Source organism: Longimicrobium sp., from assembly GCF_036399255.1.
In the GTDB taxonomy this organism is placed as follows: domain Bacteria; phylum Gemmatimonadota; class Gemmatimonadetes; order Longimicrobiales; family Longimicrobiaceae; genus Longimicrobium.
Map to the genome: position 1 here is coordinate 62,041 of NZ_DASWNM010000141.1, position 24,403 is coordinate 86,443.

The 24,403-nt window shown below is 71.2% G+C and carries 19 protein-coding genes; 14 read left to right on the plus strand and 5 right to left on the minus strand.

Annotated elements, in window-relative coordinates:
* Nucleotides 1-145: 145 nt before the first annotated feature.
* The 14 genes from VGC13_RS26635 (at nucleotide 146) to VGC13_RS26700 (ending at nucleotide 18,317) form a co-directional block, all read left to right on the plus strand.
* Nucleotides 146-928: an SDR family oxidoreductase gene (locus VGC13_RS26635; protein ID WP_331128362.1), complete on the plus strand. Its 783-nt coding sequence runs from the start codon at nucleotides 146-148 to the stop codon at nucleotides 926-928.
* 544 nt (nucleotides 929-1,472) lie between these two features.
* Entirely contained in the window at nucleotides 1,473-3,656 is a 2,184-nt protein-coding gene (locus tag VGC13_RS26640; RefSeq protein ID WP_331128363.1) for a 3-hydroxyacyl-CoA dehydrogenase NAD-binding domain-containing protein, read from the plus strand.
* Nucleotides 3,653-4,639 (plus strand): MBL fold metallo-hydrolase, encoded by a 987-nt coding sequence (locus tag VGC13_RS26645; RefSeq protein WP_331128364.1) that lies wholly within the window; start codon nucleotides 3,653-3,655, stop codon nucleotides 4,637-4,639. Before VGC13_RS26640 ends, VGC13_RS26645 begins: the two co-directional genes overlap by 4 nt.
* Nucleotides 4,640-5,171: 532 nt before the next feature.
* Nucleotides 5,172-5,615 carry a CoA-binding protein gene (locus VGC13_RS26650; RefSeq protein WP_331128365.1) on the plus strand — a complete coding sequence of 148 codons (444 nt, stop codon included), beginning with the start codon at nucleotides 5,172-5,174 and terminating at the stop codon, nucleotides 5,613-5,615.
* Between the two features lie 309 nt (nucleotides 5,616-5,924).
* Entirely contained in the window at nucleotides 5,925-6,626 is a 702-nt protein-coding gene (locus VGC13_RS26655; RefSeq protein ID WP_331128366.1) for a cytochrome c3 family protein, read from the plus strand.
* Nucleotides 6,627-6,686: 60 nt separating this feature from the next.
* On the plus strand, nucleotides 6,687-9,899 hold the full coding sequence (locus VGC13_RS26660) for a molybdopterin dinucleotide binding domain-containing protein (RefSeq protein WP_331128367.1): 3,213 nt from the start codon (nucleotides 6,687-6,689) through the stop codon (nucleotides 9,897-9,899).
* 1 nt (nucleotide 9,900) lies between these two features.
* Nucleotides 9,901-11,328: an NrfD/PsrC family molybdoenzyme membrane anchor subunit gene (nrfD, locus tag VGC13_RS26665; protein ID WP_331128368.1), complete on the plus strand. Its 1,428-nt coding sequence runs from the start codon at nucleotides 9,901-9,903 to the stop codon at nucleotides 11,326-11,328.
* Entirely contained in the window at nucleotides 11,325-11,843 is a 519-nt protein-coding gene (locus tag VGC13_RS26670; RefSeq protein ID WP_331128369.1) for a DUF3341 domain-containing protein, read from the plus strand. The genes nrfD and VGC13_RS26670 overlap by 4 nt, the downstream gene beginning before the upstream one ends.
* Nucleotides 11,830-12,522 carry a cytochrome c gene (locus tag VGC13_RS26675; protein WP_331128370.1) on the plus strand — a complete coding sequence of 231 codons (693 nt, stop codon included), beginning with the start codon at nucleotides 11,830-11,832 and terminating at the stop codon, nucleotides 12,520-12,522. Before VGC13_RS26670 ends, VGC13_RS26675 begins: the two co-directional genes overlap by 14 nt.
* 15 nt (nucleotides 12,523-12,537) lie before the next feature.
* On the plus strand, nucleotides 12,538-13,881 hold the full coding sequence (locus VGC13_RS26680) for a hypothetical protein (protein ID WP_331128371.1): 1,344 nt from the start codon (nucleotides 12,538-12,540) through the stop codon (nucleotides 13,879-13,881).
* Between the two features lie 603 nt (nucleotides 13,882-14,484).
* Entirely contained in the window at nucleotides 14,485-15,717 is a 1,233-nt protein-coding gene (locus VGC13_RS26685) for a L,D-transpeptidase family protein (RefSeq protein ID WP_331128380.1), read from the plus strand.
* Nucleotides 15,717-16,502, plus strand: coding sequence for a PHP domain-containing protein (locus VGC13_RS26690; protein WP_331128372.1), 786 nt, complete (start codon nucleotides 15,717-15,719; stop codon nucleotides 16,500-16,502). The genes VGC13_RS26685 and VGC13_RS26690 overlap by 1 nt, the downstream gene beginning before the upstream one ends.
* Before the next feature lie 56 nt (nucleotides 16,503-16,558).
* Entirely contained in the window at nucleotides 16,559-17,113 is a 555-nt protein-coding gene (locus tag VGC13_RS26695) for a hypothetical protein (protein WP_331128373.1), read from the plus strand.
* Nucleotides 17,114-17,420: 307 nt separating this feature from the next.
* Nucleotides 17,421-18,317, plus strand: a complete 897-nt coding sequence (locus VGC13_RS26700; protein WP_331128374.1) for an RNA methyltransferase — start codon at nucleotides 17,421-17,423, stop codon at nucleotides 18,315-18,317.
* A 61-nt stretch (nucleotides 18,318-18,378) separates the two neighbouring features.
* On the opposite strand, the gene VGC13_RS26705 is transcribed toward VGC13_RS26700, so the two are convergent.
* From VGC13_RS26705 to VGC13_RS26725, 5 genes are all read right to left on the minus strand, one after another.
* Nucleotides 18,379-18,591: a hypothetical protein gene (locus VGC13_RS26705; protein ID WP_331128375.1), complete on the minus strand. Its 213-nt coding sequence runs from the start codon at nucleotides 18,589-18,591 to the stop codon at nucleotides 18,379-18,381.
* Between the two features lie 837 nt (nucleotides 18,592-19,428).
* Nucleotides 19,429-19,641, minus strand: coding sequence for a cold shock domain-containing protein (locus VGC13_RS26710; RefSeq protein WP_331128376.1), 213 nt, complete (start codon nucleotides 19,639-19,641; stop codon nucleotides 19,429-19,431).
* A 346-nt stretch (nucleotides 19,642-19,987) separates the two neighbouring features.
* Nucleotides 19,988-20,707, minus strand: a complete 720-nt coding sequence (locus VGC13_RS26715) for a hypothetical protein (protein WP_331128377.1) — start codon at nucleotides 20,705-20,707, stop codon at nucleotides 19,988-19,990.
* A gap of 22 nt (nucleotides 20,708-20,729) precedes the next feature.
* On the minus strand, nucleotides 20,730-22,460 hold the full coding sequence (locus tag VGC13_RS26720) for a methyl-accepting chemotaxis protein (protein WP_331128378.1): 1,731 nt from the start codon (nucleotides 22,458-22,460) through the stop codon (nucleotides 20,730-20,732).
* A 100-nt stretch (nucleotides 22,461-22,560) separates the two neighbouring features.
* Entirely contained in the window at nucleotides 22,561-24,042 is a 1,482-nt protein-coding gene (locus tag VGC13_RS26725) for a pyridoxal phosphate-dependent decarboxylase family protein (RefSeq protein ID WP_331128379.1), read from the minus strand.
* Nucleotides 24,043-24,403: the final 361 nt, after the last annotated feature.

Consider the following 24,403-nt stretch of genomic DNA (forward strand, 5'->3'; position numbering starts at 1 on the left):
GTGGATTTCCATCCCGGTGCGCCGCTCGCCGTCCGTGGTGAGCGGCGCTCATAATATCCAGCATTTGCGCGGGTTTTCGCGGCGCTTAGATTGTCCGGCCACGTCCACGGCGGACGCACCTGAATCGATCACACCGAGGCCACGCATGCGCACCGTACGCGAGCTGTTCGACCTTTCCGGGCGCGTGGCGCTGGTGACGGGCGGAGGGCGCGGGCTGGGCGAGCAGATCGCGCGCGGGCTGGCGCAGGCGGGCGCGGCGGTGGCGGTGGGCTCGCGCAGCGAAGAGGCGTGCGCGGAGGTGGCGCGCGAGCTGGCCCAGGAGTACGGCGCGCGCACCCTGGCGCTCAAGCTGGATGTCTCGTCCGAGGAGGACGTGCGGGCGGCGGTGGACCGGGTAGAGGCGGAGCTGGGGCCGGTGGACCTGCTGGTGAACAACTCCGGCACCTCGTGGGGCGCGCCGGCGGCGGAGATGCCGCTGGAGGCGTGGCACAAGGTGATGGACGTGAACGCCACCGGCGCCTTTCTGTGCTCGCGCGAGGTGGGAAAGCGGCTGATCGCGCGCGGGGCGTCCGGTGCCATCCTGAACGTGGCCTCCATCGCCGGGCTGCGGGGCTCGCCGCCGGAGGTGCTGGACGCCGTGGGCTACGCCGCCTCCAAGGGCGCGGTGATCGCCATCACCCGCGACCTGGCGGTAAAGTGGGCGCGCCACGGCATCCGCGTGAACGCCGTCGCCCCCGGCTTCTTTCCGACGAAGATGACGAAGGTGGTGCTGGAGCGGGCCGAAAAGCTGGTGGCGCGCAACATCCCCCTGGGCCGCACCGGCGGCGACGATGAGCTGATGGGCGCCGCCCTCTTCCTTCTCTCCCCCGCCGCCGGCTACGTGACCGGCCAGGTGCTGGCGGTGGATGGGGGACTGACGGCGGCGTGACCGGCGGACGAAGTGCGGAAGTGCGGAAGTGCGGAAGTGCGGAAGTGCGGAAGTGCGGAAGTGCGGAAGTGCGGAAGTCGGGGCGGCTGATCGCCGGAGTCGTTGAGATCGCCTGCTGACGAGCGCGGTACAGATCGCGCGTCTGGCGCGCGGCTGGCGGCGCGAGCGCAGGTATGGGGCATTTCGACGCGCCTCCAGCAGGCGGACGGTAGATTCCTCGGTCGCGCGCCGGCTCTGTCGGGACGGACGGATTCCGGGGGGGCGCTCCCTCGGAATGACAGACCGCAGCGCGCGGATACACCAACCTCCCCCAGCAGTTTTGGGGGAGGTGCGAGCCTAAGCGAGCGGAGGGGGCGCCCGCGGACGCGCCCTGATTTCAGTCGCAGCGCGATCGATTCTCCTCTCCCCCACGCAGTTGTGGGGGAGAGGCCGGGAGAGGGGGGCGCCCGCGGACGCGCCGATGATCCAGCCGTAGCAGGCGATCCACTCGCCTTTGTTGATTGCAGACCGTGACCAACCTCAGGACCCGCAAGGGGAGAGCGTGATGGCAACGATCCTCGAAGAAGAGCCCCGGACGGAGCAGGACCAGGGGTCGCCGGTGCGCATGGAGGTCACGGACGGACTGGCCGTGATCACCCTGAACGACCCCGACCGCCCGGTCAACGTCATCTCCGAAGGGCTGCTGCGCGAGATGGGCGCGCTGGTGGACCGGCTGGAGAACGGCGAGGGCGGCGTGCGCGCGGCCGTCATCGTCTCCGAAAAAAAGGGGACGTGGATCGCCGGCGCCGACATCGAAGAGTTCAAGAACTTTGCGACTCCCGCAGACGCCGAGGCCGCCAGCCGCGCCGGCCACGACCTGCTGGACCGCCTGGAGCGCCTGCGCCTTCCCGTCGTGGCCGCCATCGACGGCGCCGCGCTGGGCGGCGGGCTCGAGACGGCGCTGGCCTGCACCTACCGCATCGCCAGCGACTCGCCCAAGACCAAGCTGGGGCTCCCGGAGGTCAACCTGGGCATCATCCCCGGCGCGGGCGGCACGGCGCGGCTGCCGCGGCTCATCGGCCTGCGGGCGGCGCTGGACCTGATGCTGACCGGCAAGCAGCTGGACGCGCGCCGCGCCATGAAGGCCGGCATCGTCGACGAAGTCGTCCCCCAGGCCATCCTGCTGGAAGTCGCCAGCCGGCAGGCCATGGCGCTGGCCGCAAAGAAGATCCAGCCGCGGGCCGCGCGCCGCTCCGGGTCGCCCGAGCGCCTGGAGAACCTGCTTCCCATGCGCAAGCTGATCTTCAGCAAGGCGCGGCAGGGGGTGATGGACAAGACGCACGGCCTGTATCCCGCCCCGCTGCGCCTGCTGAAGGTGATCGAGGCCGGGCTGGACAAGGAGGTGCACCAGGCGCTGGACTATGAAGCCCGTGCCTTTGGCGAGCTGGCGGTCACCCCCGAGGCACGCTCGCTGGTGCACGTCTTCTTTACCAGTACCGCCGCCAAGAACGACGCCGGGCTGGGGCCCAACGCCAAGCCGAAGGACGTGGACCAGATCGCCGTGGTGGGCGCCGGGTTCATGGGCGCGGGGATCGCCGCCGCGTCGGCGGAAAGCGGCATTCGCGTGCGGCTGAAGGACGTGAAGCCCGAGGCCGCCGCCAAGGGGCTGCGCACCGCCCGCGAATCGCTCATCAAGCGCGCCAAGCGCAAGAAGATGCGGCGCCACGAGCTCACCAAGCTGGTGGACCGCGTTCAGCCGACCACCGAGTACACCGGCTTTCACGCCTCCGACGTCGTCGTGGAAGCGGTGTTCGAGGACCTGGCCCTCAAGCACAAGGTCATCCAGGAGATCGAGGCCGCCGCGGGCGAGGGCGTGGTGCTGGGATCCAACACCTCCACCATCCCCATCGCCCAGTTGGCCGAGGCCTCGTCGCGGCCGGACCACGTGATCGGCCTGCACTTCTTTTCCCCCGTGGAAAAGATGCCGCTGGTGGAGATCATCACCCACGCGGGGACGGCGGACTGGGTCACGGCCACGGCGCACGCGTACGCCAAGAAGATCGGCAAGACGCCCATCGTGGTGAACGACTCGCCGGGCTTTTTCGTCAACCGCATCCTGAGCCCGTACATGGCCGAGGCCGCGCTCCTGCTGCAGGAGGGCGTGCGGATGGAGGAGATCGACCGGGCGATGACGGAGTGGGGTTTCCCCGTGGGCCCCGTGACCCTGTACGACGAGGTGGGGCTGGACGTGGCGCAGAAGGCGGGAAAGATCATGGCCGCCGCCTTCAGCGACCGCATGGGCAACCCGCCGACGGTGGTCGACAGGATGGTGGAGAGCGGCCGCCTGGGCCGGAAGAACGCCAAGGGCTTCTACAAGTTCGGCGACGACGGCAAGAAGGCCGGGCCGGACGAGGCCGTGTACGCGCTGTTCGGCAGCCCCGCCAAAAAGGAGATGGGGCGCGACGAGATCCAGGACCGGCTGGGGCTCATCATGGTGAACGAGGCCGTGCGCACGCTTGAAGAGGGCGTGCTGCGCGGCGCCCGCGACGGCGACGTGGGCGCGGTGTTCGGCATCGGCTTTCCCCCGTTCCGCGGCGGCCCCTTCTGGTACGTGGACCGCGCCGGCGCGCAGAACGTGCTGGACCGCCTGCGCGCGCTGGAGCAGCGCTTTGGCGCCCGCTTCCGCCCGGCGAAGATGCTGGAGGAGATGGCGCGCGAGGGCAGGCTGTTCTTTCCCGACGACGCGTGACGGCCACGGCGGCTCCAGTGGAGGTGGCGCCGGGCGTCCACCGCATCTCCGTCCCGCTTCCGTTCCCCCCGCGCGAGGTGGCCGCGTGGGTGATCGAGGGCGATGCGGGGCACGTGCTGGTGGACACCGGCATCGACACGCCCCCCGCCCGCGGCGCCCTGCGCGACGCCGCCGCGGAGATCGGCGTTACCCCGGAGTCGCTGCGGGACGTGGTGCTGACCCACGCGCACATCGACCACTACGGCCTGGCGGGCCCGGTGCGCGAGTGGAGCGGGGCGCGCGTCAGCATCCACGAGCGCGAGGAGGCGCTGGCCACGCGCTGGGTAAAGGGGTGGAAGGACGACCGCGCCGCCGTGGGCGAGAGCTTTGCGCAGGGCGGCATTCCGGGGGAACTGGCGGATGCGCTGCTGGCCGCGTCGGACCGCATCCACGTGCGCTACGAGCACTATCCGCCCGACAACCTGCTGCGGGGCGACGCGGGGCCGCTGCCGGGGGGCGGGGGATGGGAGTGGATCCTGACGCCGGGCCACTCGCCGGGGCACGTGACGGTCTACCACCCCGCGCGGCGGATTCTGATCGTGGGCGACCACGTGCTCCCGCGCATTTCGCCCAACATCGGCGCGGACCTGTACGCCGAGAACCCGCTGGCGGACTACCTGGACTCGCTGCGCCGCCTGCGCGAGCTGCCGGTGGAGCTGGTGCTCCCCTCGCACGGCGAGCCGTTCGGTGACCTGGCGGGGCGCATCGACTGGCTCGTCGCGCACCACGAGGAGCGCACCGCGCAAACGCTGGAGGCGCTGGACCGTCCGCGCACGGCGTACGAGGTGACGCTGCGCGTGTTCCCCGACCTGCCGCCGGACAACTTCCTGCACGCCCTGCGCGAGGCCCGCGCGCACCTGATGTACCTGCGGGGCGTGGGCGCGGTGGAGCGGGACGTGCGGGATGGGCTGGAGGTGTGGGGGGTGGGGCTGGGAGAGGAGTGATTTCGATCGGGTTCGCACTGCGCCGGCCGGCGCCCCCTCCGCTCGCTTAGGCTCGCACCTCCCCCCAAACTGCTGGGGGAGATTGGGGGTGGGGCCGGGAGTGGGGTGATTTCGATTGGGTTCGCACTGCGCCGGCCGGCGCCGCCTCCGCTCGCTTGGCTCGCACCTCCCCCCAAACTGCGGGGGGAGGTTGGGGGTGGGCCGGGAGTGGGGTGATTTCGATCGGGCTCGCACTGCGCCGGCCGACGCGCACCGAACTCATCGAAGCGGGATCCAATTCTCCCCTCTCCGTGAGGAACGAACGGGGAGGGGCCGGGGGAGGGGCACCCCGCGGGCGCCAGTTCGATCGGTGTCGTCGAGCCTGGATCTTTCGGATCCGCCAACCTCCCCCAGCAGTTTTGGGGGAGGTGCGAGCCTAGGCGAGCGGAGGGGGCGCCCTCGCAGGTGCCCGTCGCCGAGCCTCGATCCCACTTACGCACTCACGCACTCACGCACTCACGCACTCACGCACTTCTTTCCCGGAGCACCGCCGATGTCCGAAAGCTGGCGCGACAACCTGGTCACCACCGAGCAGGGGATCGCGGAGATCATCCGCGGATCCAAACGAGTGGCCGTGCTGGGGATCAAGACCGAGGCGCAGGCCGGGCAGCCGGCGTTCTACGTGCCCGAATACCTGCACCGCGCCGGTGTGGACGTGGTCCCCGTCCCCGTCTATTATCCCGACGTCACCGAGATCCTGGGCAAGAAGGTCTACCGCACCGTCGCCGGCATCCCCGGCGGCGTGGACCTGGTGGACGTCTTTCGCCGCTCGCAGGACGTGCCGCCCCACGTGGACGACATCCTGGCGGCCAGGCCCAAGGCCGTGTGGATGCAGAGCGGCATCCGCAACGAGGAAGCCGCCCGCCGCTTCGCCGAGGCCGGCATCAAGGTGGTCCAGGACCGCTGCCTGATGGTGGAGCACCGCCGCCACGCCTGACCCGGGAGCAGGCGAAGCGGCTTGAGAAGCATTCTCAACAATTTTCGACCGCGGCCGGCGTCCGGAGCCTTTCCGGGGCCGGCCGCCAAGTATACGTTTGGCAAGCACTTACGGCTTGTAGGGGAAACACCTACACGCAGTGAGGAGAAGGCTGATGTTGCCGCCCGTGCACGCCCGTGTTATATGGGGGTGCTCCGCACGGCGGCCGGGCGTTCACGGGCCCGCCACAGCCGCGCGAGCGCCGCGCACCCACGGGTCCCCCGAAGGCCCGTCGTGCGCGGCACATGGTATTCTCCGTTCAGGCAGACGATGACCAGAGCCCTACGCATCGCAGCGCTCGCGCTGCTCCCGGTGGCGGTCGTGGCCGGGTGCCGCGACTACAAGCCGGCGGATCCACCCGAGCAGCCCATCGCGTTCTACCACAACGTGCACGCGGGGCCCGTCGAAAAGGGCGGCAACGCCATCCCGTGCATGTACTGCCACTACACCGCCGACCGGTCGGTGGACGCGGGCATTCCCAGCACGCAGCTGTGCGTGGGCTGCCACGTCCCCGGCAGCAGCGCGCCCACGGCGCTGCGCGGCCAGGCCGCGCTGGCCTTCCCCAAGGTCAAGGGGACGGACAGCACCTGGTTCAAGGAGGGGCAGAAGCTGGTCAACTACTGGAAGAACGGGGAGGGAATCCCCTGGGTGCGCATCCACAAGGTCCCGGAGCACGCCAAGTTCCCGCACTACACGCACGTGAACGTGGGCCTGGAGTGCCAGACGTGCCACGGCCCCGTGCAGGAGATGGAGGAGATGTACCAGTTCTCCTCGCTGCGCATGGGCTGGTGCATCGACTGCCACCGCGGCGAGATGCCGCTTTCGCCCAAGGAAACCGCCGCCGTCCAGGCGCGCTCGTCGTTCATTCAGCGCATCCGGCGGCTGGGGGAGAACGGGGCCGACCTGCGCGGCCTGCGCGCCACCTTCCCCAACCAGCGCGCGTCCACGGACTGCATGGTCTGCCACTACTGATGCGGCGGCCAACGAGAAGGATGGCGAGGAGACAGCATGTCTGACGTTACGTCTGACGGAATGAAGAGACGCACCTTTCTGAAGGTGCTGGGCGCGTCCGGGGCGGCGACCGCGACGGTGGGGTGCTCCACCCGCGAGGTGGAGAAGCTGATTCCGTACACGGTGCAGCCCGAGGAGATCGTCCCCGGCGTGCCCACCTGGTACACCAGCACCTGCCGCGAATGCCCGGCCGGCTGCGGCATCCAGGTCGAGACGCACGAGGGGCGCGCCACCAAGGTGGAGGGCAACCCGCTGCACCCCATCAGCCACGGCAACCTGTGCCCCCGCGGCCAGGCCTCCGTGCAGGGGCTCTACCACCCGGACCGCTACCAGGGCCCGTCGCTCATGGAGTTCGGCGTGGACCAGCCGCGGCAGGTGTCGTGGAGCCAGGCCGAGCGCGTGGTGGCCGAGGAGATTCGCCGCGCCCCCCGGGGCAGCGTGGTCTACCTGACCGGCGAGTACCGGGGCACCATGGACACGCTGGCGGACCAGTTCACGGCCGCCATCGGCGGGCGCCGGGTGCGTTGGGCGCCGCTCGAGGACGCGCCGCGCGACCTGGAGTTCGCCAGCGCCGACCTGCTGGTGTCGTTCGGGGCCGACTTCCTGGAGACCTGGGGGTCGCCCGTGGACTACGCGTGGCAGTTCGCGCAGATGCACGGCTACCGCAACGGCCGCCGCGGCCGCTTCGTCTGGGTGGGCCCGCACCGCCCGCTGACCGGGCTGAACGCCGACCTGTGGATCCAGGCCCGCCCCGGCACCGAGGCGCTGGTGGCCCAGGCGCTGGCCGGCGGCGCCGACGTGAACCAGATCGCGCAGCAGACCGGCCCGGCCGAGGGCGCGGCCGAGCGCGCCCGCGCCCTGCAGACGCTGCAGCAGTGGTGGGGCGAGTCGGCGCGCAAGGTGGCGATGGGCCCCGGCGCCGCGGTGCAGGGCCCCAACAGCCAGGTGCTGCGGCAGGCCGTGGCCCGGCTCAACGGCCGCGCCGCGCCGCCCCCGGCCGACCTGCGGCCCCTGCAGCAGCTGGTGCAGCAGATGAACGCCGGCCAGGTGCGGGTGATCATCCTCGACGCGCAGAACCCGGTGCACACGCTTCCCGGCGGAATGAAGTTCGCCGAGGCGCTGGCGAAGGTGCCGGTGCGCGTCAGCCTGAGCACCTTCCCCGACGAGACCAGCAAGCTGGCCACGCACGTGCTGCCCCAGAGCCACTTCCTGGAGCGCTGGGACGACTACGTCCCGCAGCCCGGGGTGTTCGAGCTGGTGCAGCCGGCCATGAAGCCGGTGTTCAACACCAAGGCGGCGGGCGAGATCATCCTGGGCATCTCCGCCGGCCTGGGGCTGGCGCAGACCACCGGCGGCGCGCCCACCACGACGTGGCTCGACTACCTGCGCGCCGCCTGGGCGGGGCGCGCGGGAACGCAGGAGGCCTGGCGCGCGGCGCTCAAGCGCGGCGGCGTGTTCCCGACGGAGGCCACGCAGCCGTTCGGCTTCACCACGCCGGAGCAGGCCGCGCAGCCGCAGCCCGCCGCTCCCGCGGCGGCGGCTCCGGCGACGCCGGTCCCGGCCGCCGCGGCGGGGACGACGGCGGCCGCGGGTGCCGCCGCCGCTCCGGTCCCGGCCCCGGCGCAGCCCACCCCGGCCCAGCCGGTTCCGGCGGCGCCGGTGCAGGCGGCCGGGCCGGCGGCCTACCAGGCGCCAACGTACGAGGGGCCGCAGGAGGGGCTGCACCTGGTGGTGTACCCGTCGCTGCGCTTCTACGACGGGCGCACGGCCAACCGGCCCTGGCTGCTGGAGCTGCCGGACCCGGTGGCCAAGGTGTCGTGGGACTCGTGGGTGGAGATCCACCCCGCCACCGCCGCGCGGCTCGAGGTGGAGCAGGGCGACGAGCTGGAGATCACCTCGCCGCACGGCGCCGTGACCACGCGCGCCTACCTGTACCCCGGCGTGATGCGCGACACCCTGGCCATGCAGATGGGGCTGGGGCAGGAGGGCGGCGGCCGGTGGACGGAGGGGCTGGGCGCCAACCCCATGAAGCTGCTGGGCTCGGTGGACCCCGCGACCGGGAGCCTGAACCAGGCCGGCGTGCGCGTCAGCGTCCGCAAGACGGGCCGGGGCAACGTGCGCCGCGCCTTTCCGCAGGGGCTGGTGGAGACGGGCGTGCGGGTGCAGCACGACCGCCGCATCGCCAAGGCCATCGGGCTCACCGAGCTCATGCGGCTCGACCAGCAGGGCCCGGGGATCATCCCCGGCGAGGACCAGCACATCGAGGAGCTCAAGGGCTCCGGCGGCTTCGTCCCCGAAAAGGTGCAGACCGACCCCGCGTCGGGGTATCCGCCCCCGGGAACGGAGTACGGCGAGTACATCGACAACGACACGCGCTGGGGCATGGTCATCGACCTGGCCCGGTGCATCGGCTGCGGTGCCTGCCAGGTGGCGTGCAGCGCCGAGAACAACGTCCCCGTCGTCGGGCCCACCGAGGTCCGCAAGGGGCGCGAGCTGTGGTGGCTGCGCATCGAGCGCTACTTCGGCGTGAGCCGCCACCCGGAAGAGGCGCTGCAGGACGACGCCACCGACGACGTGCGCTTCCTCCCCATGCTGTGCCAGCACTGCGGTCAGGCGCCGTGCGAGCCGGTGTGCCCGGTGTACGCCGCGTACCACACGCCCGACGGGCTGAACGGGCAGGTGTACAACCGCTGCGTGGGCACGCGCTACTGCGCGCAGAACTGCCCCTGGAAGGTGCGCGTCTTCAACTGGTTCACCTACGAGTTCGCCGAGCCGCTGAACTGGCAGCTGAACCCGGACGTGACGGTGCGCGAGAAGGGCGTGATGGAAAAGTGCACCTTCTGCGTGCAGCGCATCCACGAAACCGAGCGCAACGCCGCGTCGGAGATGCGCCCGGTGCGCGACGGCGAGGTGGTGCCGGCCTGCGTGCAGACCTGCCCCACCGAGGTGTTCGTCTTCGGCAACTTCAGCGACCGCGAGAGCGCGGTTTCGCAGGCGGCCCGCACCAACCGCGGCTACCGCGCGCTGGGCGAGCTCAACACGCAGCCGGCCATCGTCTACCTGAGCAAGGTCACCCTGCACACGCCCAACAACGGCGGGCACGAGCCGGCCTCGCACGGTTCGCCGGAAGGCACCACGGGCGAGGGCGGCGGGGATCACGGGGACGGGGCCAACGCCAAGGGCGGCGGCACCGAGAGCATGCCGCAGGGCGGCCAGAGCGAGGGAGGCCACTGAGATGGCGACCGAGAACCAGACGGCGGTCCGCTCCGCCTTCCATCCGGACGTAGAGAGCTACGAGCAGGTAAACCGCGACGCCATGCGGCTGCTCACCCCGCCGGGCAAGGGGTACCTGGCGCTGCTGGGGATGTCGGTGATGCTGGTGGGGCTGCTGGTGTTCAGCGAGCTGCACAACATCATCTACGGCCTGGGGATGATCGGCGACAACTGGGCGGTGATGATCACCACCTTCGTGTTCTGGGTGGGCATCGGCCACGCGGGCACGCTGATCTCCGCGATCCTGTACCTGTTCCGGGCGCCCTGGCGGCAGGCCATCTACCGCTTCGCCGAGGCGATGACGGTGTTCGCCGTGCTCACGGCGGCGCTCTTCCCGCTGCTGCACATCGGCCGGCCGTGGTTCTTCTACTGGCTGCTGCCGCTGCCCAGCCAGCGGGGGATCTGGCCCAACTTCCGCAGCCCGCTGCTGTGGGACGTGTTCGCGGTGACCACGTACCTCACGGTGAGCTCGGTGTTCTTCTACATCGGCCTCATCCCCGACATCGCCGCGGCGCGCGACAGCACGACGCATCCCATGCGCAAGAAGGTGTACGGGGTGCTGTCGCTGGGGTGGCGGGGTACGGACCGCGAGTGGCGCCACTTTACCCGCGCCTACCTGTTCCTGGCCGCGCTGGCCACGCCGCTGGTGCTTTCGGTGCACTCGGTGGTGTCGTGGGACTTCGCCGTGTCCATCGTGCCCGGCTGGCACACCACCATCTTCGCCCCGTACTTCGTGGCCGGCGCCATCCTTTCGGGCGTGGCCATGGTGGTGACGCTGATGGTGCCGGTGCACAAGATCTTCCGGCTGGGGGCGTACTTCACCCCCGTGCACTACGACCGGCTGGCGAAGCTGCTGCTGCTGACTTCGTGCATCGTGGGCTACGCCTACGGCATGGAGTACTTCATGGCCTACTATTCGGGTGAGCTGTACGAGCGGGACGTGTTCTGGGACCGCGTGACGGGCGACTACTGGTGGGCGGGGTGGAGCATGATCACCTTCAACGCCATCGTCCCGCAGCTGCTGTGGATCAAGCGGATCCGCCAGAACCTGAACGCGTTCTTCATCATCTCGGTGTTCGTGAACATCGGGATGTGGTACGAGCGCTTCGTGATCATCGTGCCGTCGCTGTCGCACAGCTACGAGCCGTGGAAGTTCTGGAACCTGCACATGACCTGGGTCGACGCGGGGCTGCTGATGGGCTCGTTCGGCTGGTTCTTCATGTGGTTCCTGCTGTTCCTGCGCTACCTTCCCGGCCTGTCGATGGCCGAGATCAAGGAGGTGCTGCCGCCGCCGATGAAGCACCAGGCGGCCGAGCACCACGCGCACGACGAGGCGGCAATGGTGGCGGAGACCCTCCCCACCGGCTACAAGGAGTGGGAGGTCCGATGAGCAAGCTGCGCACGGGTGTCCTGGGGGTGTTCCCCCACATGGACACCGCGACGGCCGCCATCCGGCGGCTGCGCAAGGAAGGGTTCGAGCTGACGGTGTACTCGCCCACCCCGCGCCACGAGGTCGAGGAGGCGCTGGGCACCAAGGAGAGCCCGGTCCGCATCTTTACCCTGGTGGGCGCCTTTACGGGCACCGCGGCGGGGACGGCGCTGGCTACCTGGGCCTCCATCGTCTGGCCGCTGGTGGTGGGCGGCAAGGAGATCATCTCGCTGCCGGCGTTCAGCGTGATCATGTTCGAGCTCACCATTCTGCTGGGCGCGCTCAGCACGGTGGCGGGGCTGTTCATCCTGGGGCGCATTCCCCACGTGGGGCCGCCCGAGGCGCCCATGTACCACCCGTCGTTCACGGCGGGCAACTTCGGCGTGTTCGCCCACGCCCCCCGCGACCGGTACGGCGACGTGCAGCGGATCATGAGCGAGAGCGGATCGGAGGAGGTGCTCGTTGACCAGCGCTAACCTGGCGCGCGCGGCGGCGTTCACCGCCGCCTTTACGCTCTCGGCCGCCTGCACCGACTGGGCGGGGTACGACCTGGACCGCGCGTCGGGCGCGGTGCCGGCGTTCAGCACCATGCGCAACGACGTGTCGCCGGACCCGTACCAGATGCCCCGCGAGCCGGTGCCGGGGACGGTGCCCGCGCAGCACCCGCTGGGCGACGTGCCGGCGCCGTACACCCAGTCGCAGCTCGACAGCATTGCCCCCACGCTGGCCAACCCGCTGCCTCGCAACGCGCAGGTGCTGGCGCGCGGGCAGCTGCAGTACGAGCGCAACTGCGCCTCGTGCCACGGGGCCAACGGCAACGGGCAGGGGCCGGTCATCAACGCGCAGACCAAGTTCCCGTACGCCCCGGCGCTCAACGCGGGCCCCTCGCAGGCGCGGTCCGACGGCTACATCTACGCGGTGATCGACCAGGGCCGCGGGCTCATGCCGCCGTACGGCCCCCGCATCACGCACCTGGACCGCTGGGCCATCGTGCACTACGTGCGGCAGCTGCAGGGCACGCTCGAGACGCAGAACCCGCCGCCGGCCGTGTCGGCCGTGGGCGCCCGCGTGGACTCGGTCCCCGCGGTAGAGCCGCAGCCCGGCGCAACCCAGCCCGGCACGGTGCAGAGCCGTCCCGGCAGCACCGTGCCCTGACCGGAATATCGATCGATGGCTCACAACGATACGTATCCGCCGCGCAGCCTTCCGCTGCGGTTCGCCGCGCCCTCGGCCGCGGCGACCTTTGGCGGGCTGGCGCTGGCGGTGCTGGGGATCGCCGCGTTCGTCCTGACGCTGATGGGCAACGCCGGCCGGGCGTGGAACGCGCTGCACTTCAACTGGATGTTCTGGTCGTCGGTGGCGATCGGAATGGTGATCTTCGCGGTGGCGCTGCACCTGACCAACGCCCGCTGGGCCTGGTCCATCAAGCGCTTTCCGCTGGGCGGGGTGGCGTTCCTCCCGGTGTCGCTGGTCCTGTTCCCCATCATGCTCATCGGGGGGCGGCACACCTACTTTCACCACTGGCTGCCGCACGAGGCCGACGGGCACGTGGTGAACCCCATCGCGGGCGACCCCATCCTGGAAGCCAAGCAGGCCTGGCTCAACTTCCCGGCCATGGCGGTGCGCGACATCGTGGCGCTGGTGGTGCTGTACGGGCTGGCCATGCTGTTCGCCTACCACCAGCTGCGCCCCGACATGCACGGGCTGGAGCGGGCGGGGCGGCGCGGGTGGCCGTACTCCTGGCTGGGGCGCGGGATCAAGGGCGACATCGCCGAGGTGGCGGCCGACAGCTACCGCCGCAACCAGAAGATCGGGGTGTTCCTGGCGCTGGCGTTCGCGTTGCTGTGGGGGCTCATCGCCATCGACATCGCGATGACCACGCTGCCGCACTTCTACAGCACCATGTTCCCGGTGGCGTTCTTCATCAGCGCCTTCCACTCGGCGCTGGCGATGACCATCGTGATGGTGGTGATCCATCGCCGCTCGCTGCGGCTGCACGAGTGGATCACCGAGCGGCAGTTCCACGACATCGGCAAGCTGCTGTTCGCGTTCGCCGTGTTCTGGATGTACATCAACTGGTCGCAGTACGTGGTGATCTGGTACGGCCTGCTGCCGCACGAGCAGGAGTACTTCATCCGCAAGTTCAACGCGCCGTTCGGCCCGGTGGTGATCGCGGCGGTGATGATGATCTTCCTGGTGCCGTTCTTCGGCCTGCTGCCGCGCAGCATCAAGAAGATGCCGGAGATCCTGGCCGGGTTCGCGGTCATCGTGATGCTGGGCCACTGGCTGGAGCGCTTCCTGGTGGTCACGCCCAACATCTTCGACAACCTGAAGGGGCTGCCGCTGGGGCTGCCGGAGATCGGGGTGGGGCTGGGGTTCCTGGGGATGTTCGTGTTCTGCTACACCTGGTTCCTGCGCACCTTCCCGGTGCTGCCGTCGCCGGTGTCGCTGGCCGCCGTGCCCTCGGGGCTGGTCAACGTTCCCGTCAACACCACCCGCGCGGCCGAGGCCTGAGCCTTTCGGCGGACCGACGGACGGGATGACGACGATCCCGCGGCTCCGATGGGGGCCGCGGGATCGGTGTTTCGGGGGGGATGGTGCGGGGGGATCGTCCCCGGGATGAACCCGCCCCCCCCCACCCCGGGTTGAAACCCGGGGCTAGAAGGGCCATAAGCCCCGCCCAAGGCTCGCAAAGCTCGCCAGGCGGGGCTTCAACCGCATGCGTTCGGCGGATGCCGTGCGTCACCCGCCGGCATCGATGCACCTCACCGGCGAACCTCGGACCCGGCGCACGCGAGCAGGTGAAGCCCCGTTCGGCGAGCGCAGCGAGCCGAGACGGGGCTTATGGCATTCCTAGCCCCGGGCTTTAGCCCGGGGGAGGGTTTCAACCCGGGGTGGTTGGCGAGGCATATCGTCCGTGTCGTGGTGAGCCCCACGGTGTGCGGCGGTGAATCCCCGTGACGGAAGTCGTGGCGGTTTTGTGCCTGCTACCGGCGCAGATCCTGTCGCGCGGCCCGCCGAACCGCTATCCTGTTCCCCCGAACGCACCTCCGTGCGCGCCGGGGCGGGGATCGGAAGCTCCGGCCAGTCCCGCGCGTGGCGCAGGGGTTGCAAACCATGGCGGCGGCGCGGCTTGGCGGCCGCGGCGGCGCCCGCACGGCGTCCATCCGCATCATCCACGAAGACATGCGATCCATCCTGCTTCCCCGCTTTGCCCCCGCGCTCGCGGCCCTGCTGCTGGCGGGCTGCTCCGTCGTGGGCGGCGGCGGACCGGGCCCGGCGCCGGCCGAAGACCCGCGCATCGGCGCCGACCCGGCCGAGGGGCCGCCCGTGCGCCGCGACCTGAAGTACGTCGTGGTGGACGTGGACGTGAACGAGCTTCGGTACATGGACGGCGAGCAGGTGCTGTGGCGCGCCCCCGTGGGCACCGGCACCGGCTTTCGCCTGACGACGGAGCGCGGGCGCGACTGGCAGTTCAACACGCCCAGCGGCACCATGTACGTGCAGTTCAAGGAGCAGAACCCCACCTGGTTCATCCCCGACTGGTGGTTCATCGAGAACAAGCGCCCCCTTCCGCCGCTGGAGTCGCCCGAGCGCCGGCAGGAGGGCGGGCTGGGCGCCGCGGCCGTGTACCTGGGCAACGAGATCGCCATCCACGGCACCGACAAGCCCGAGCTGCTGGGCCGCCGCGTGTCGCACGGCTGCATTCGCCTGAGCAACGAGAACGCGCTGCGGCTGTACCACAACGTGCAGGTGGGCACGCCCGTCATCATCGTGGGGAGCGCGCCGGTGCTGGGCGAGCAGCCCGACAGCGTGGCCGCCTTTACCCGCCAGGCGCGGCGCGTCCCCACGCCCCCCAACCCGCTGGCGCGGCTGGGCACGCAGGCGCTGCTGACGCGGTTGGAGCGCGAGCTGGCCGCGCCCGACACCAGCCACGCCTGGGTCAACACGGCGCACACCCTCATCGGCCGCGGGCTGGAGGAAGACGCCATCGCGCTGCGCGGCCTGCTGTCGCGCGCGGGGCAGGCGCGCAGCGCCACCCGGCGCGAGGAGTACGCCACCTTCCTGGCCGACGCGTTCTCGCGCGGGTCGCTGCGCGTCGTCGTCTCGCTGAACCGCATCCCGGAAGAGGCGCGGGAGCGCGCGGCGCGGGAGATCGTGGAGGCCACGATGGAGATGTGGCACGGCGAGCTGGACGCGCCCACCACGCCCTGGCCCACGCGCCGCCTGCCGCGCGAGCGCCTGGGGCCCGAGGGGCAGGCGGGGTGGACGGCCATCGAGCAGGCGGAGGAGGCGTACCGCGCCCGCTACCGGCCGCGCCCGGCCTCTACCGCGGCGCGGGGCGGGTGATGGCGTCCAGCGGATCGGCGGCGGACTCGCTGCTGGGGCGGCAGGACCTGCACGTCCACACCACGATGTCGGACGGGTACGTGCCGCTGGAGGAGCTGGTGCGCATCGGCGCGGAGCGCGGCGTGCAGATCGGGGTGGCGGACCACGTGTCGCGCCGCAACCTGAAGCGCTTCGTCAGCAGCGAAGACAAGGTCCGGCGCTACCTGGACGCGGTCGAGGCGCAGGACGTCTTCGTCTCGGGCGAGTTCTGCTGGTGCGACAACTACTACCTGGAGCTGCCGGACGAGGTGATGTCTCGCTTCGACTACCTGGTGGGCAGCAACCACGGCTTCAACCTTCCGGGCGGGGGGATGGGGTCGCCCTGGTGGGAGCAGCTGCCGCCGGAGTGGGCCAGCCGGCCGCACGCGCTGATGGACGCCATGGTGGACGAGCTGTGCCGGATGGTGCGGACCATGCCCATCCAGATCGCCGCGCACAGCACGCTCACGCCGCCCGCGCTCTATGCGATGGAGAAGGACGTGGACGCCTGGTGGACGGCGGAGCGCGAGGACCGCTACGTCGAGGCGCTGGCCGAAAGCGGGGTGGCGCTGGAGATCAGCAACCGCTACCGTCTCCCGCACGACCGCCTGCTGGGCAAGGCGCTGCAGGCCGGGGTCCGGTTCTCGCTGGGGAGCGACGGGCACGGGGTAGAGCAGGTGGCGCGGCTGGAGTGGGCGGCGGAGACGGCGCGGCGGGTGGGGGTGACGGACGCGCGGCTCTTCGTCCCCCAGCGGCGGCGGCGCTGACGGCGGAATGACGACGGCGGGCGGGATGAACCGGCATACAGGGGAAGGGGGACTCGATGCGTAGCGAGGACGAGGGGGGAACCGCCGGGCCACGGGACTCGTGGGTGCGCACGGAGGACGATTCGCGGATGGTGGGCCGCGGGCAGGGCGTGCAGGGCCAGGGTCTCCAGGGTTCGGGCGTCCAGGAGCAGGGCGACGACCGGCTGACGCCGCGCGGCGAGGGCGACGCCACCCTGCGGCGCGAGCCCGGCTCCATCCGGGCCGAGGACACCGAGCCGTACGTGGGGCTGCAGTACGTGGCGCGGCTCTTCAAGATCGTGGCGATGATCGTCATCGTCGCCATCATCGCCGAGGTCGTCGCGGGGTTCCTGTACGAGGGCGCCGGCGCCATGTTCAACCTGCTCGCCGAGGTCATCCAGGGCGGCGTGCTGGCGGCCATGCTGTGGGGCGCCGGCGACCTTACGCTGCTGTTCATCGACGTGGGCCACGACGTGCGCGCCGCCCGGGTGCTGCTGGGCCGCATGTCCGCGCGCATGGGCGTGAACCCCGGCGAGTTCATGCCCCGCCGCGACCGCGACGGCGAAGAGGGCCCGCGGAACGGCAGGGAATAGGGAACAGCAGGGAACAGGGAATAGGGAACAGGGAATAGGGAACAGCGGGCGTTCGTGTCCGCGGCCCTCTTCCGCTTCCGCCGGCGCTCCCCGCGAGACGAGGCATCCACTCCGTGGGGGGCGGATGCCTCGTCTCTGCTGGCGGACCGCCCGTCTTCCCTGTAGTTCTCCCCCTCTCCGTGAGGAACGAACGGGGAGGGGGCCGGGGGGAGGGGCACCCCGCGGACGCGGTTCGATCCCTGTTTCCACACCGTGACCGCGGCGGCGCCGTCCGCGCGCGCCACATCCATCATCCAGACGCAGACACGTGAGCCAGACGGACGAGGGCGGGCAGGTCGATCCGGGCGAGGAGATCGACGACGGCGCGGCGGAGGGGGGCGTGGGACGCGCGGCGCTGGAGGGGATCGTCGTAGTCCTGTGGCAGACCCAGGACTACGTCAACATCGCCGGCACCATCCGGGCGATGAAGAACTTCGGCCTGTCGCGGCTGCGCCTCATCCAGCCCGTGAAGTACGACCCCCACCGCATCGAGGGGATCGCGCACGGCACCGAAGACATCGTCGCGCGCATGGAGACGCACGACTCGCTGCTCTCCGCGCTGGGCGACTGCTCGTACGTGGTGGGGATGACGGCGCGCTCGCGGCGGGCCAAGCGCGCCGTGGCCCGCCCGCGCTCGCTGGCGCCCGAGCTGCTGTCGCGCGGGGCCGAGGCCGTCGCGGGAGAGACGGGGCCGGTGGCGCTGCTCTTTGGGCGCGAGGACAAGGGGCTCAGCAACGAGGCGCTGGACCTGTGCCACCGCACCTGCATCATCCCCACCAGCCAGCACGCGTCGCTCAACCTGGCGCAGGCGGTGCTGGTGATGGCGTACGAGCTGTGGATGGAGGCCGAGGGCCGGGACCAGTCGTTCCGCCCGCCGCGCCGCGAGGCGCCCCCGGCGCGCATCGAGCTGCTCGAAAAGCTGTTCGAGGACGCGGAGTCGGCGCTGTGGACCGTCGACTTCTTCAAGAGCCGCCAGCCGGAATCCGTCATGCGCACCCTGCGCGAGTTCATCCGCCGGGGAGATCCGGACGCGCGCGAGGCCGGGCTGCTGCGGGCCATCTCCATCGAGGTGGTGAAGTTCGCGCGCCGCGTCGGCGGCCTGCCCCCCGAAGGCAACCCGCGCGACTTTCGCCAGTCCGACCCCGCGCAGGACCCGCCGCGGTAGCGGGAACGCAAAGGGGCCGCCCACGCTGGGCGGCCCCTTCTTCTCGCGAGTCTTCCGCGGCTTAGCGGGCGTCGTCGTAGCAGACGCACTCGCCGTCCAGGCACCGGCCGCCCATGTAGTACCCGCGCTTGATGCAGTCGCCGCTGCACCCCGCGTTGGTGCAGGCACCCACGGTTTCCACCTGCGCGGGCGTGGCGCCGGCCTGCGCCGCGCCAAAACACAGCCCCGCCGCCACCACCATTCCGAACAGCCCCTTCTGAATCGTCGAACGCATCCGTTCCTGCCTTTTGATCGGGGAAAGATTGCCAACCGGAAGGATGATCTATACTGTGCAGATCAATCCCAAAAGTAAATAGTGTTGTGAAATTATTCACGCCAGTGCTCCAAAGGAACGCTGCGCCGTCCCCTCGGACGGCGCCTCTCTCATACAGGATCCGGCTAGAGCGATTTGCAGGGCAGTCTGTAGTCGCCTGCCGGGCGCAAACCGTGGAAATTCGCGAGATCGACGCAGCCTACCGATTGCAAACCAGATCGCAAACCGCTCTAAACAATCGGTGTTGTTTCGTTTCTCTGTGGCCTTTGTGGCCTCTGTGGCCTCTGGGTGAGACAAGTCTTTTTTCCGGATCGTATCAGGATGCACGTGGGGCGGGAAGGGCCTGAAGGCCCTGCGGCGTAGGGCACACATCGAGGCGCTTCGGACAAAGATCCTTCGGTCGGCGCACGGGCGGCTGCGCGGTCCCGAGGCTTCGGGGCGGCGCCTCTCTCAGGATGACACGCGGGGGGCGGGGAAGGGCCCTGACGGCCCTGCGGCGTAGGGCACATCGAGGCGCTTCGGACAAAGATCCTTCGGTCGGCGCACGGGCGGCTGCGCGGTCCCGACACTTCGGGGCGGCGCCTCTCTCAGGATGACACGTGGGGGACGGGGAAGGGCCCGGATGGGCCCGTAGCGCAGGCCTGCATCGGGGCGCTTCGGACGGAGATCATTCAGAGAGGTGGGAGCAGGGTGGATGCACGAACGCCGGCCCCCGGGAGGGGACCGGCGTTCGTTCACTGTCCGCTCGCAAGGGCAGGCCGCCCGGGTGGCCCCGGGACGGCCTGGCTCACGACAGCATCAGGCGCCGACCCGGATCACGTTCTCCGCGGCCGGACCCTTGGGGCCGTCCACGATGTCGAACTCCACCTCTTCGCCCTCGGTCAGCGACTTGAAGCCTTCCGCCTTGATGGCGGAGAAGTGGACGAACAGGTCCCTGCCACCCTCGCGTTCGATGAAGCCGAAGCCCTTGGCGTCATTGAACCACTTGACCTTCCCGGTCGAACGGGACATCTCCTACTCCTGCTGCTGCGGTGAGCATGTGCCTGGCACGGATGGCTCCGCGCCCTGGTTCCCCGCACCGGACCGTCCGGCGCGCGGGCAATGCGCCCCTTGCGGGCGCAGTGGTTCTGCGGCAAGCGAAGCGGGGCGCGCGAACGCCGCCGTCTCCGGCCTCTCCGGCATGTGGGTGTGCTGATCCTGCGGAAACCGGGAGTACGCGGGGAAAGGACTGCTCTTTCGCGCGGGGCTCGGCCGAGGGGACCACCTGCGGAGGATGTTGCCGTTCTTGAGCGCCCTAGATAAGACGCTCAACGGACAATGTCAAGATAAATGTTGGCCGCAACCCCTGTTTCGCTCCTCAGGGGACATTCGCGGGGATGCGGATCTCGATTCCGGAGCCGCCCAGCACGCACACCAGCCGCGGCCGCACCTCGCCGCCCATCTGCGCCACCAGCCATGCCACCACCCCCGGCCGCCACTCGTCCTCGCCCGCCACGCGGCGCGCCGGCCCGGGCGCGCCCAGGGGGCGGCCGTCGTCCTCTACCCCCAGCACCACGAAGGCGCGGCCGTCCGGCTCTTCCTCGGCGCGCAGCTCCAGCAGCACGCGGGTGCGCGCGCGGCGCGCGGCGCCGGCCAGCAGGTTGGCGGAGAGGCGCGAGAAAAAGCTCTGCCGCCCGGGGATCGCCGTTCCCGGCGGCAGGTCGCACACCAGCCGCACCTCCACCTGGGGCCCGCTGACGGGAAGAAAGCGGCGGACGGCCCGCTCCACCGTGTCGCGCGGGTCGTAGGTCACCTCGGGGCTCAGCGCGGCGCCGCGCAGCACCTCCATCACGTCGCGCAGCATGGCCCGCATCTCCGTCCCCGCCTCTACCGTGCGCTGCAGCCCGGGAAGGGGCGAGCGGCCGTGGCGCGCGTCCTCGGCGGCCAGCAGCGCGCGCTGCTCCAGCGAGAACGCCGCGTCGGCCAGGTCGTGCAGCAGCTCGGCCGATACCTGTCCCAGTGCTTCCATACGCTCCTTGACGGCCACGGCGGAGCGGGTGTCGCCGCCGCCGGAGGGCTCCTGCTGTCCGGGAATCATGTTGGTCTCGCTTTCCTTCCGTTCACGCCCGGGCCCCGGCCAGCCGGCCGGCGTGCGGGCGTGGTTCCCTCTCCGCGGGGGCCCCGGCCCCGCGCGGCCCCGCCTGCACGCTTCCCGGCGCGGACTCTTCCGCGCGGAAGCGGCCGGCCAGCCCGGCCAACGTGGCGGCCGTGGCGGCGGTGGCCTGGCTCCCGGCCGCCAGCTCCTCCATGGCGTAGCGCTGCTCTTCCGCGGCCCCGGCGGAGCGGCGGGCGCGGGACACGGACGCGTCGGCCAGGGCGCGGATGCGGGCCACGTCGGCGCGCAGCGTCTGCATGGCCTCGGCCTGCCGGTCCACGTCGCCGGTAATGCGCTCGATGAAGTCCACGGTGCGCGACAGCCCGCGCACCAGGATGCCCAGCGAGTCGCGCCCGGCCCCCGCCACCGCGCCCACCCCGCCGATGCGCTCGCTTCCCGCCTGCAGCCGCTCGCGCACCTCCGCCAGCGCCGTGGCCGTCTGCTCCACCACGCCCGCCACCTCCGCGGCCGAGGCGCCGGCCTGCCCGGCCAGCCCCCGCACCTCGCCCGCGACCACCGCGAAGCCGCGGCCCTGCTCGCCGGCGCGGGCGGCCTCGATGGCGGCGTTCAGCGCCAGCAGGTTGGTCTGCTCGGCGATCTCGCCGATGGCGGTGACGAAGCCGCTCACCCGCGCGCCGGCGGCCTCGAGCGCGTCCACCGCGGCGGCCAGGCGGCGGTAGTCCTCGGTCAGGGCCACCAGCAGGCTGCCGGCGCGCTCCACCCGCCGCGCGTGCTCCTCGGCCTCTTCGCGCAGCCCGCGGGCCGCCTCCATCGACCGCGCCGCCTCTTCGCGCAGGTCCGTGCTCTCGCGCGCGATGGCGTCGACCGACGCCTCGCCGCGGGCCACCAGCTCCAGCTGCTGCCCCGCCTCTTCCGCGCCCTGCACGGTGGCGTCGCCGATCAGCCGGGCGGCGGCCTGCACCTCTTCCGCCGTCTGGGCCATGGCGTCGCTCAGCGTGGCCAGCGAGCCCGCGTGCTCCTGGATCTCTCGCACCATCTCGCCCACCTCGCCCGACATGCGGTTCACCGAGACGGAGAGGAAGCCCAGGTCGTCCAGGTGCCGGTCCGGAAGGCGGGTGGTGAAGTCGCCCTCCTGCGCGCGGGCCAGCGCCTGCCGCACGCGGCGCAGCCGGCGGGTGTACGCCATGGGCCCCACCGCGGCCAGCCAGGCGGAGCCCAGGAGGAAGAAGCTTTCCAGCGCGACCAGCGCCCAATCCACCGGCAGGTCCGCCAGCACGGCCCCCAGCACGCGGCCCAGGGGGTAGATGACGATCATCGCCACCCACTGCGCCTGCGCCGCCCGCGGCATCCCCAGCGCGTATCCGCCGATGGTGAAGACGATCAGCGGCATCACCAGGTAGCCGTGCGGCCCCAGCGACGCGGTAAGCCCCAGGATGGTCGCGGCGTCGAACAGCATCATCCCCCAGAACTGCCCGGGCGAGAACCGGCCCGCGCGCAGCAGCGCCAGCGCGATGGCGTTGGCCACGAAGCTGGCCAGCGCCAGGGCCAGCGAAAGCGGGACGGAAACCTGGAAGACGTGGGTGAAGATGCCGCCCAGCGCCAGCAGCACCGCCAGGGTGGTGATGGCCCAGCGCGCGCCGATGGCCTGCCGGTGCCGCTCCTGCATGACCAGCAGGCGCTCGCGGGCAAAGAGCTCGGCGAAGTGGGCGGAGGACGATGCGGGAGAGCCGTTCACAGCGACCTGCGGGGAGCCGGTGGGGCGAGGGAGGAACCGCGGACGCCGGGCGTCCAGCTTTGGCGTGAAGAGGTATTGTTGCGGCGCAGCCCCCGCCGTGTCAAGCACTTGCGCGCGGCAAAGCCGCCGTTTCGCGCAGCAGCTCCCACGCGGCGCGCACGTGGGCCTCCGTCGTCCGCAGGTTGCCGATGGCCAGCCGCAGCCCCAGCCGGCCCCGTACGCGGGTGTGGCTGATGAAGGCGCGCCCCGTGGCGTTCACCGCCGCCAGGATGCGCTCGTTGTGCGCGTCCGTCCGCGCCTCGTCCATCCCCGCCGGCGCGTGGCGAAAGACGACCAGGCTCAGGGGGACGGGGGCCAGCACCTCCCACTCCGGCTCCGTCTCCATCCACCCCGCCAGCGTCTGCGCCAGGCGCACGTGCTCGCGGATGCGCGCCGCCATCCCCCCGGCGCCAAAGTAGCGCAGCACCATCCACAGCTTCAGCGCGCGAAAGCGCTTGCCCAGCGCGGGGCCGTAGTCCATCAGGTTGGTGACCGACTCGCCCTCGGGGGTGACCAGGTACTCGGGGACCAGCGAGAACGCCCGGCGGATGACCTCCGGCCGGCGGCTGAAGAGGACGGAGCAGTCCACGGGGACGAACATCCACTTGTGCGGGTTCACCACCAGCGAGTCCGCCCGCTCCGCTCCGTCCAGCACGTGCCGCAGCTCCGGCACCAGCGCCGCCGAGCCGCCGTACGCCGCGTCCACGTGCAGCCACACCCCGTGCCGCGCGCACACGTCGGCGATGGCGGGGACGGGGTCGATGCTGCTCGTCGACGTGGTGCCGACGGTGGCGACCACGCAGAGCGGGTGGATGCCGGCCGCGCGGTCTTCCTCGATCGCGCGCTCCAGCGCCGCCGGGTCCATGCGGAACGCGTCGTCCGCGGGGATCTTGCGCGTCCCCGCCGTCCCGATGCCCAGCGTGATCCCCGCCTTGTCGATGGACGAGTGCACCTCTTCGGACGCGTAGACGCGCAGCCGGGGCAGATCGCGGCCGCTCATCCCCTCCTCGCGCACCCCCAGCCCCGCCGCCTCGCGCGCGGCGGCGATGGCGACCAGGGTGCTGATGGAGGCGGTGTCCTGGATGGTGCCGTGAAAGCCCTGGGGCAGGCCCATCATCTGCCGCAACCAGTCCAGCGTGCGCTCTTCCAGCTCCGTCTGGGCGGGGCCGGTGCGCCAGAGCATGGCGTTGGTGTTCAGCGCCGCCGCCAGCATCTCGCCCAGGATGCCGGGGCCGGAGCCGGTGATGGCGAAGTAGGCGAAGAAGTCCGGGTGGTTCCAGTGCGTGACGCCGGGCACGATGACGTCGCGAAAGTCGCGCAGGATGTCTTCCACCGCTTCCCCCTGCTCCGGCGCTGCGGACGGCAGCCGCCCCGCCACCTCGCCCGGGCGCACCTGCGCCAGCACCGGCAGCTCGCCCACGTTGGCCAGGTAGTCGGCCATCCAGTCCACCACCGCGTGCGCGTGCCGGCGAAACTCCTCCGGCGGCATGTCGGCGGAGGGGGTGGTGGGGATGGGGGGCGGGGTGGGTGTGGTGTCGGTCATGGGAGTCTTAGAGGAAACGGAAAACTTCACGCTGCGTCCGCGGGGCGCCCCCACCGGCTCGCTTAGGCTCGCCACCTCCCCCAAAACTGCTGGGGGAGGTTGGGGGTGCCGATGGATCGCGGTTCGGCGAATTGCGTCGAACTGCGTCCGCGGGGGGCCCCTCCCCCGGCCCCTCCCCGCTCGTTCCTCACGGAGAGGGGAGGATTCGATCCCGCTCCGGCAGGGCTTGAGCTGCGTCCGCGGGCGCCCCCACCGGCTCGCTTAGGCTCGCCACCTCCCCCAAAACTGCTGGGGGAGGTTGGGGAGTGCCGTTGGATCGCGGTTCGGCGAATGGCATCGAACTGCGTCCGCGGGGGCCCCT

Coding starts and splice junctions, on each gene's coding strand:
- VGC13_RS26685 (WP_331128380.1), top strand. CDS start 14,485: ATGGCGGCGGCGCGGCTTGGCGGCCGCGGCGGCGCCCGCACGGCGTCC.
- nrfD (WP_331128368.1), top strand. CDS start 9,901: ATGGCGACCGAGAACCAGACGGCGGTCCGCTCCGCCTTCCATCCGGAC.
- VGC13_RS26635 (WP_331128362.1), top strand. CDS start 146: ATGCGCACCGTACGCGAGCTGTTCGACCTTTCCGGGCGCGTGGCGCTG.
- VGC13_RS26660 (WP_331128367.1), top strand. CDS start 6,687: ATGAAGAGACGCACCTTTCTGAAGGTGCTGGGCGCGTCCGGGGCGGCG.
- VGC13_RS26705 (WP_331128375.1), bottom strand. CDS start 18,591: ATGCGTTCGACGATTCAGAAGGGGCTGTTCGGAATGGTGGTGGCGGCG.
- VGC13_RS26725 (WP_331128379.1), bottom strand. CDS start 24,042: ATGACCGACACCACACCCACCCCGCCCCCCATCCCCACCACCCCCTCC.
- VGC13_RS26655 (WP_331128366.1), top strand. CDS start 5,925: ATGACCAGAGCCCTACGCATCGCAGCGCTCGCGCTGCTCCCGGTGGCG.
- VGC13_RS26640 (WP_331128363.1), top strand. CDS start 1,473: ATGGCAACGATCCTCGAAGAAGAGCCCCGGACGGAGCAGGACCAGGGG.
- VGC13_RS26695 (WP_331128373.1), top strand. CDS start 16,559: ATGCGTAGCGAGGACGAGGGGGGAACCGCCGGGCCACGGGACTCGTGG.
- VGC13_RS26650 (WP_331128365.1), top strand. CDS start 5,172: ATGTCCGAAAGCTGGCGCGACAACCTGGTCACCACCGAGCAGGGGATC.
- VGC13_RS26680 (WP_331128371.1), top strand. CDS start 12,538: ATGGCTCACAACGATACGTATCCGCCGCGCAGCCTTCCGCTGCGGTTC.
- VGC13_RS26670 (WP_331128369.1), top strand. CDS start 11,325: ATGAGCAAGCTGCGCACGGGTGTCCTGGGGGTGTTCCCCCACATGGAC.
- VGC13_RS26690 (WP_331128372.1), top strand. CDS start 15,717: ATGGCGTCCAGCGGATCGGCGGCGGACTCGCTGCTGGGGCGGCAGGAC.
- VGC13_RS26715 (WP_331128377.1), bottom strand. CDS start 20,707: ATGATTCCCGGACAGCAGGAGCCCTCCGGCGGCGGCGACACCCGCTCC.
- VGC13_RS26710 (WP_331128376.1), bottom strand. CDS start 19,641: ATGTCCCGTTCGACCGGGAAGGTCAAGTGGTTCAATGACGCCAAGGGC.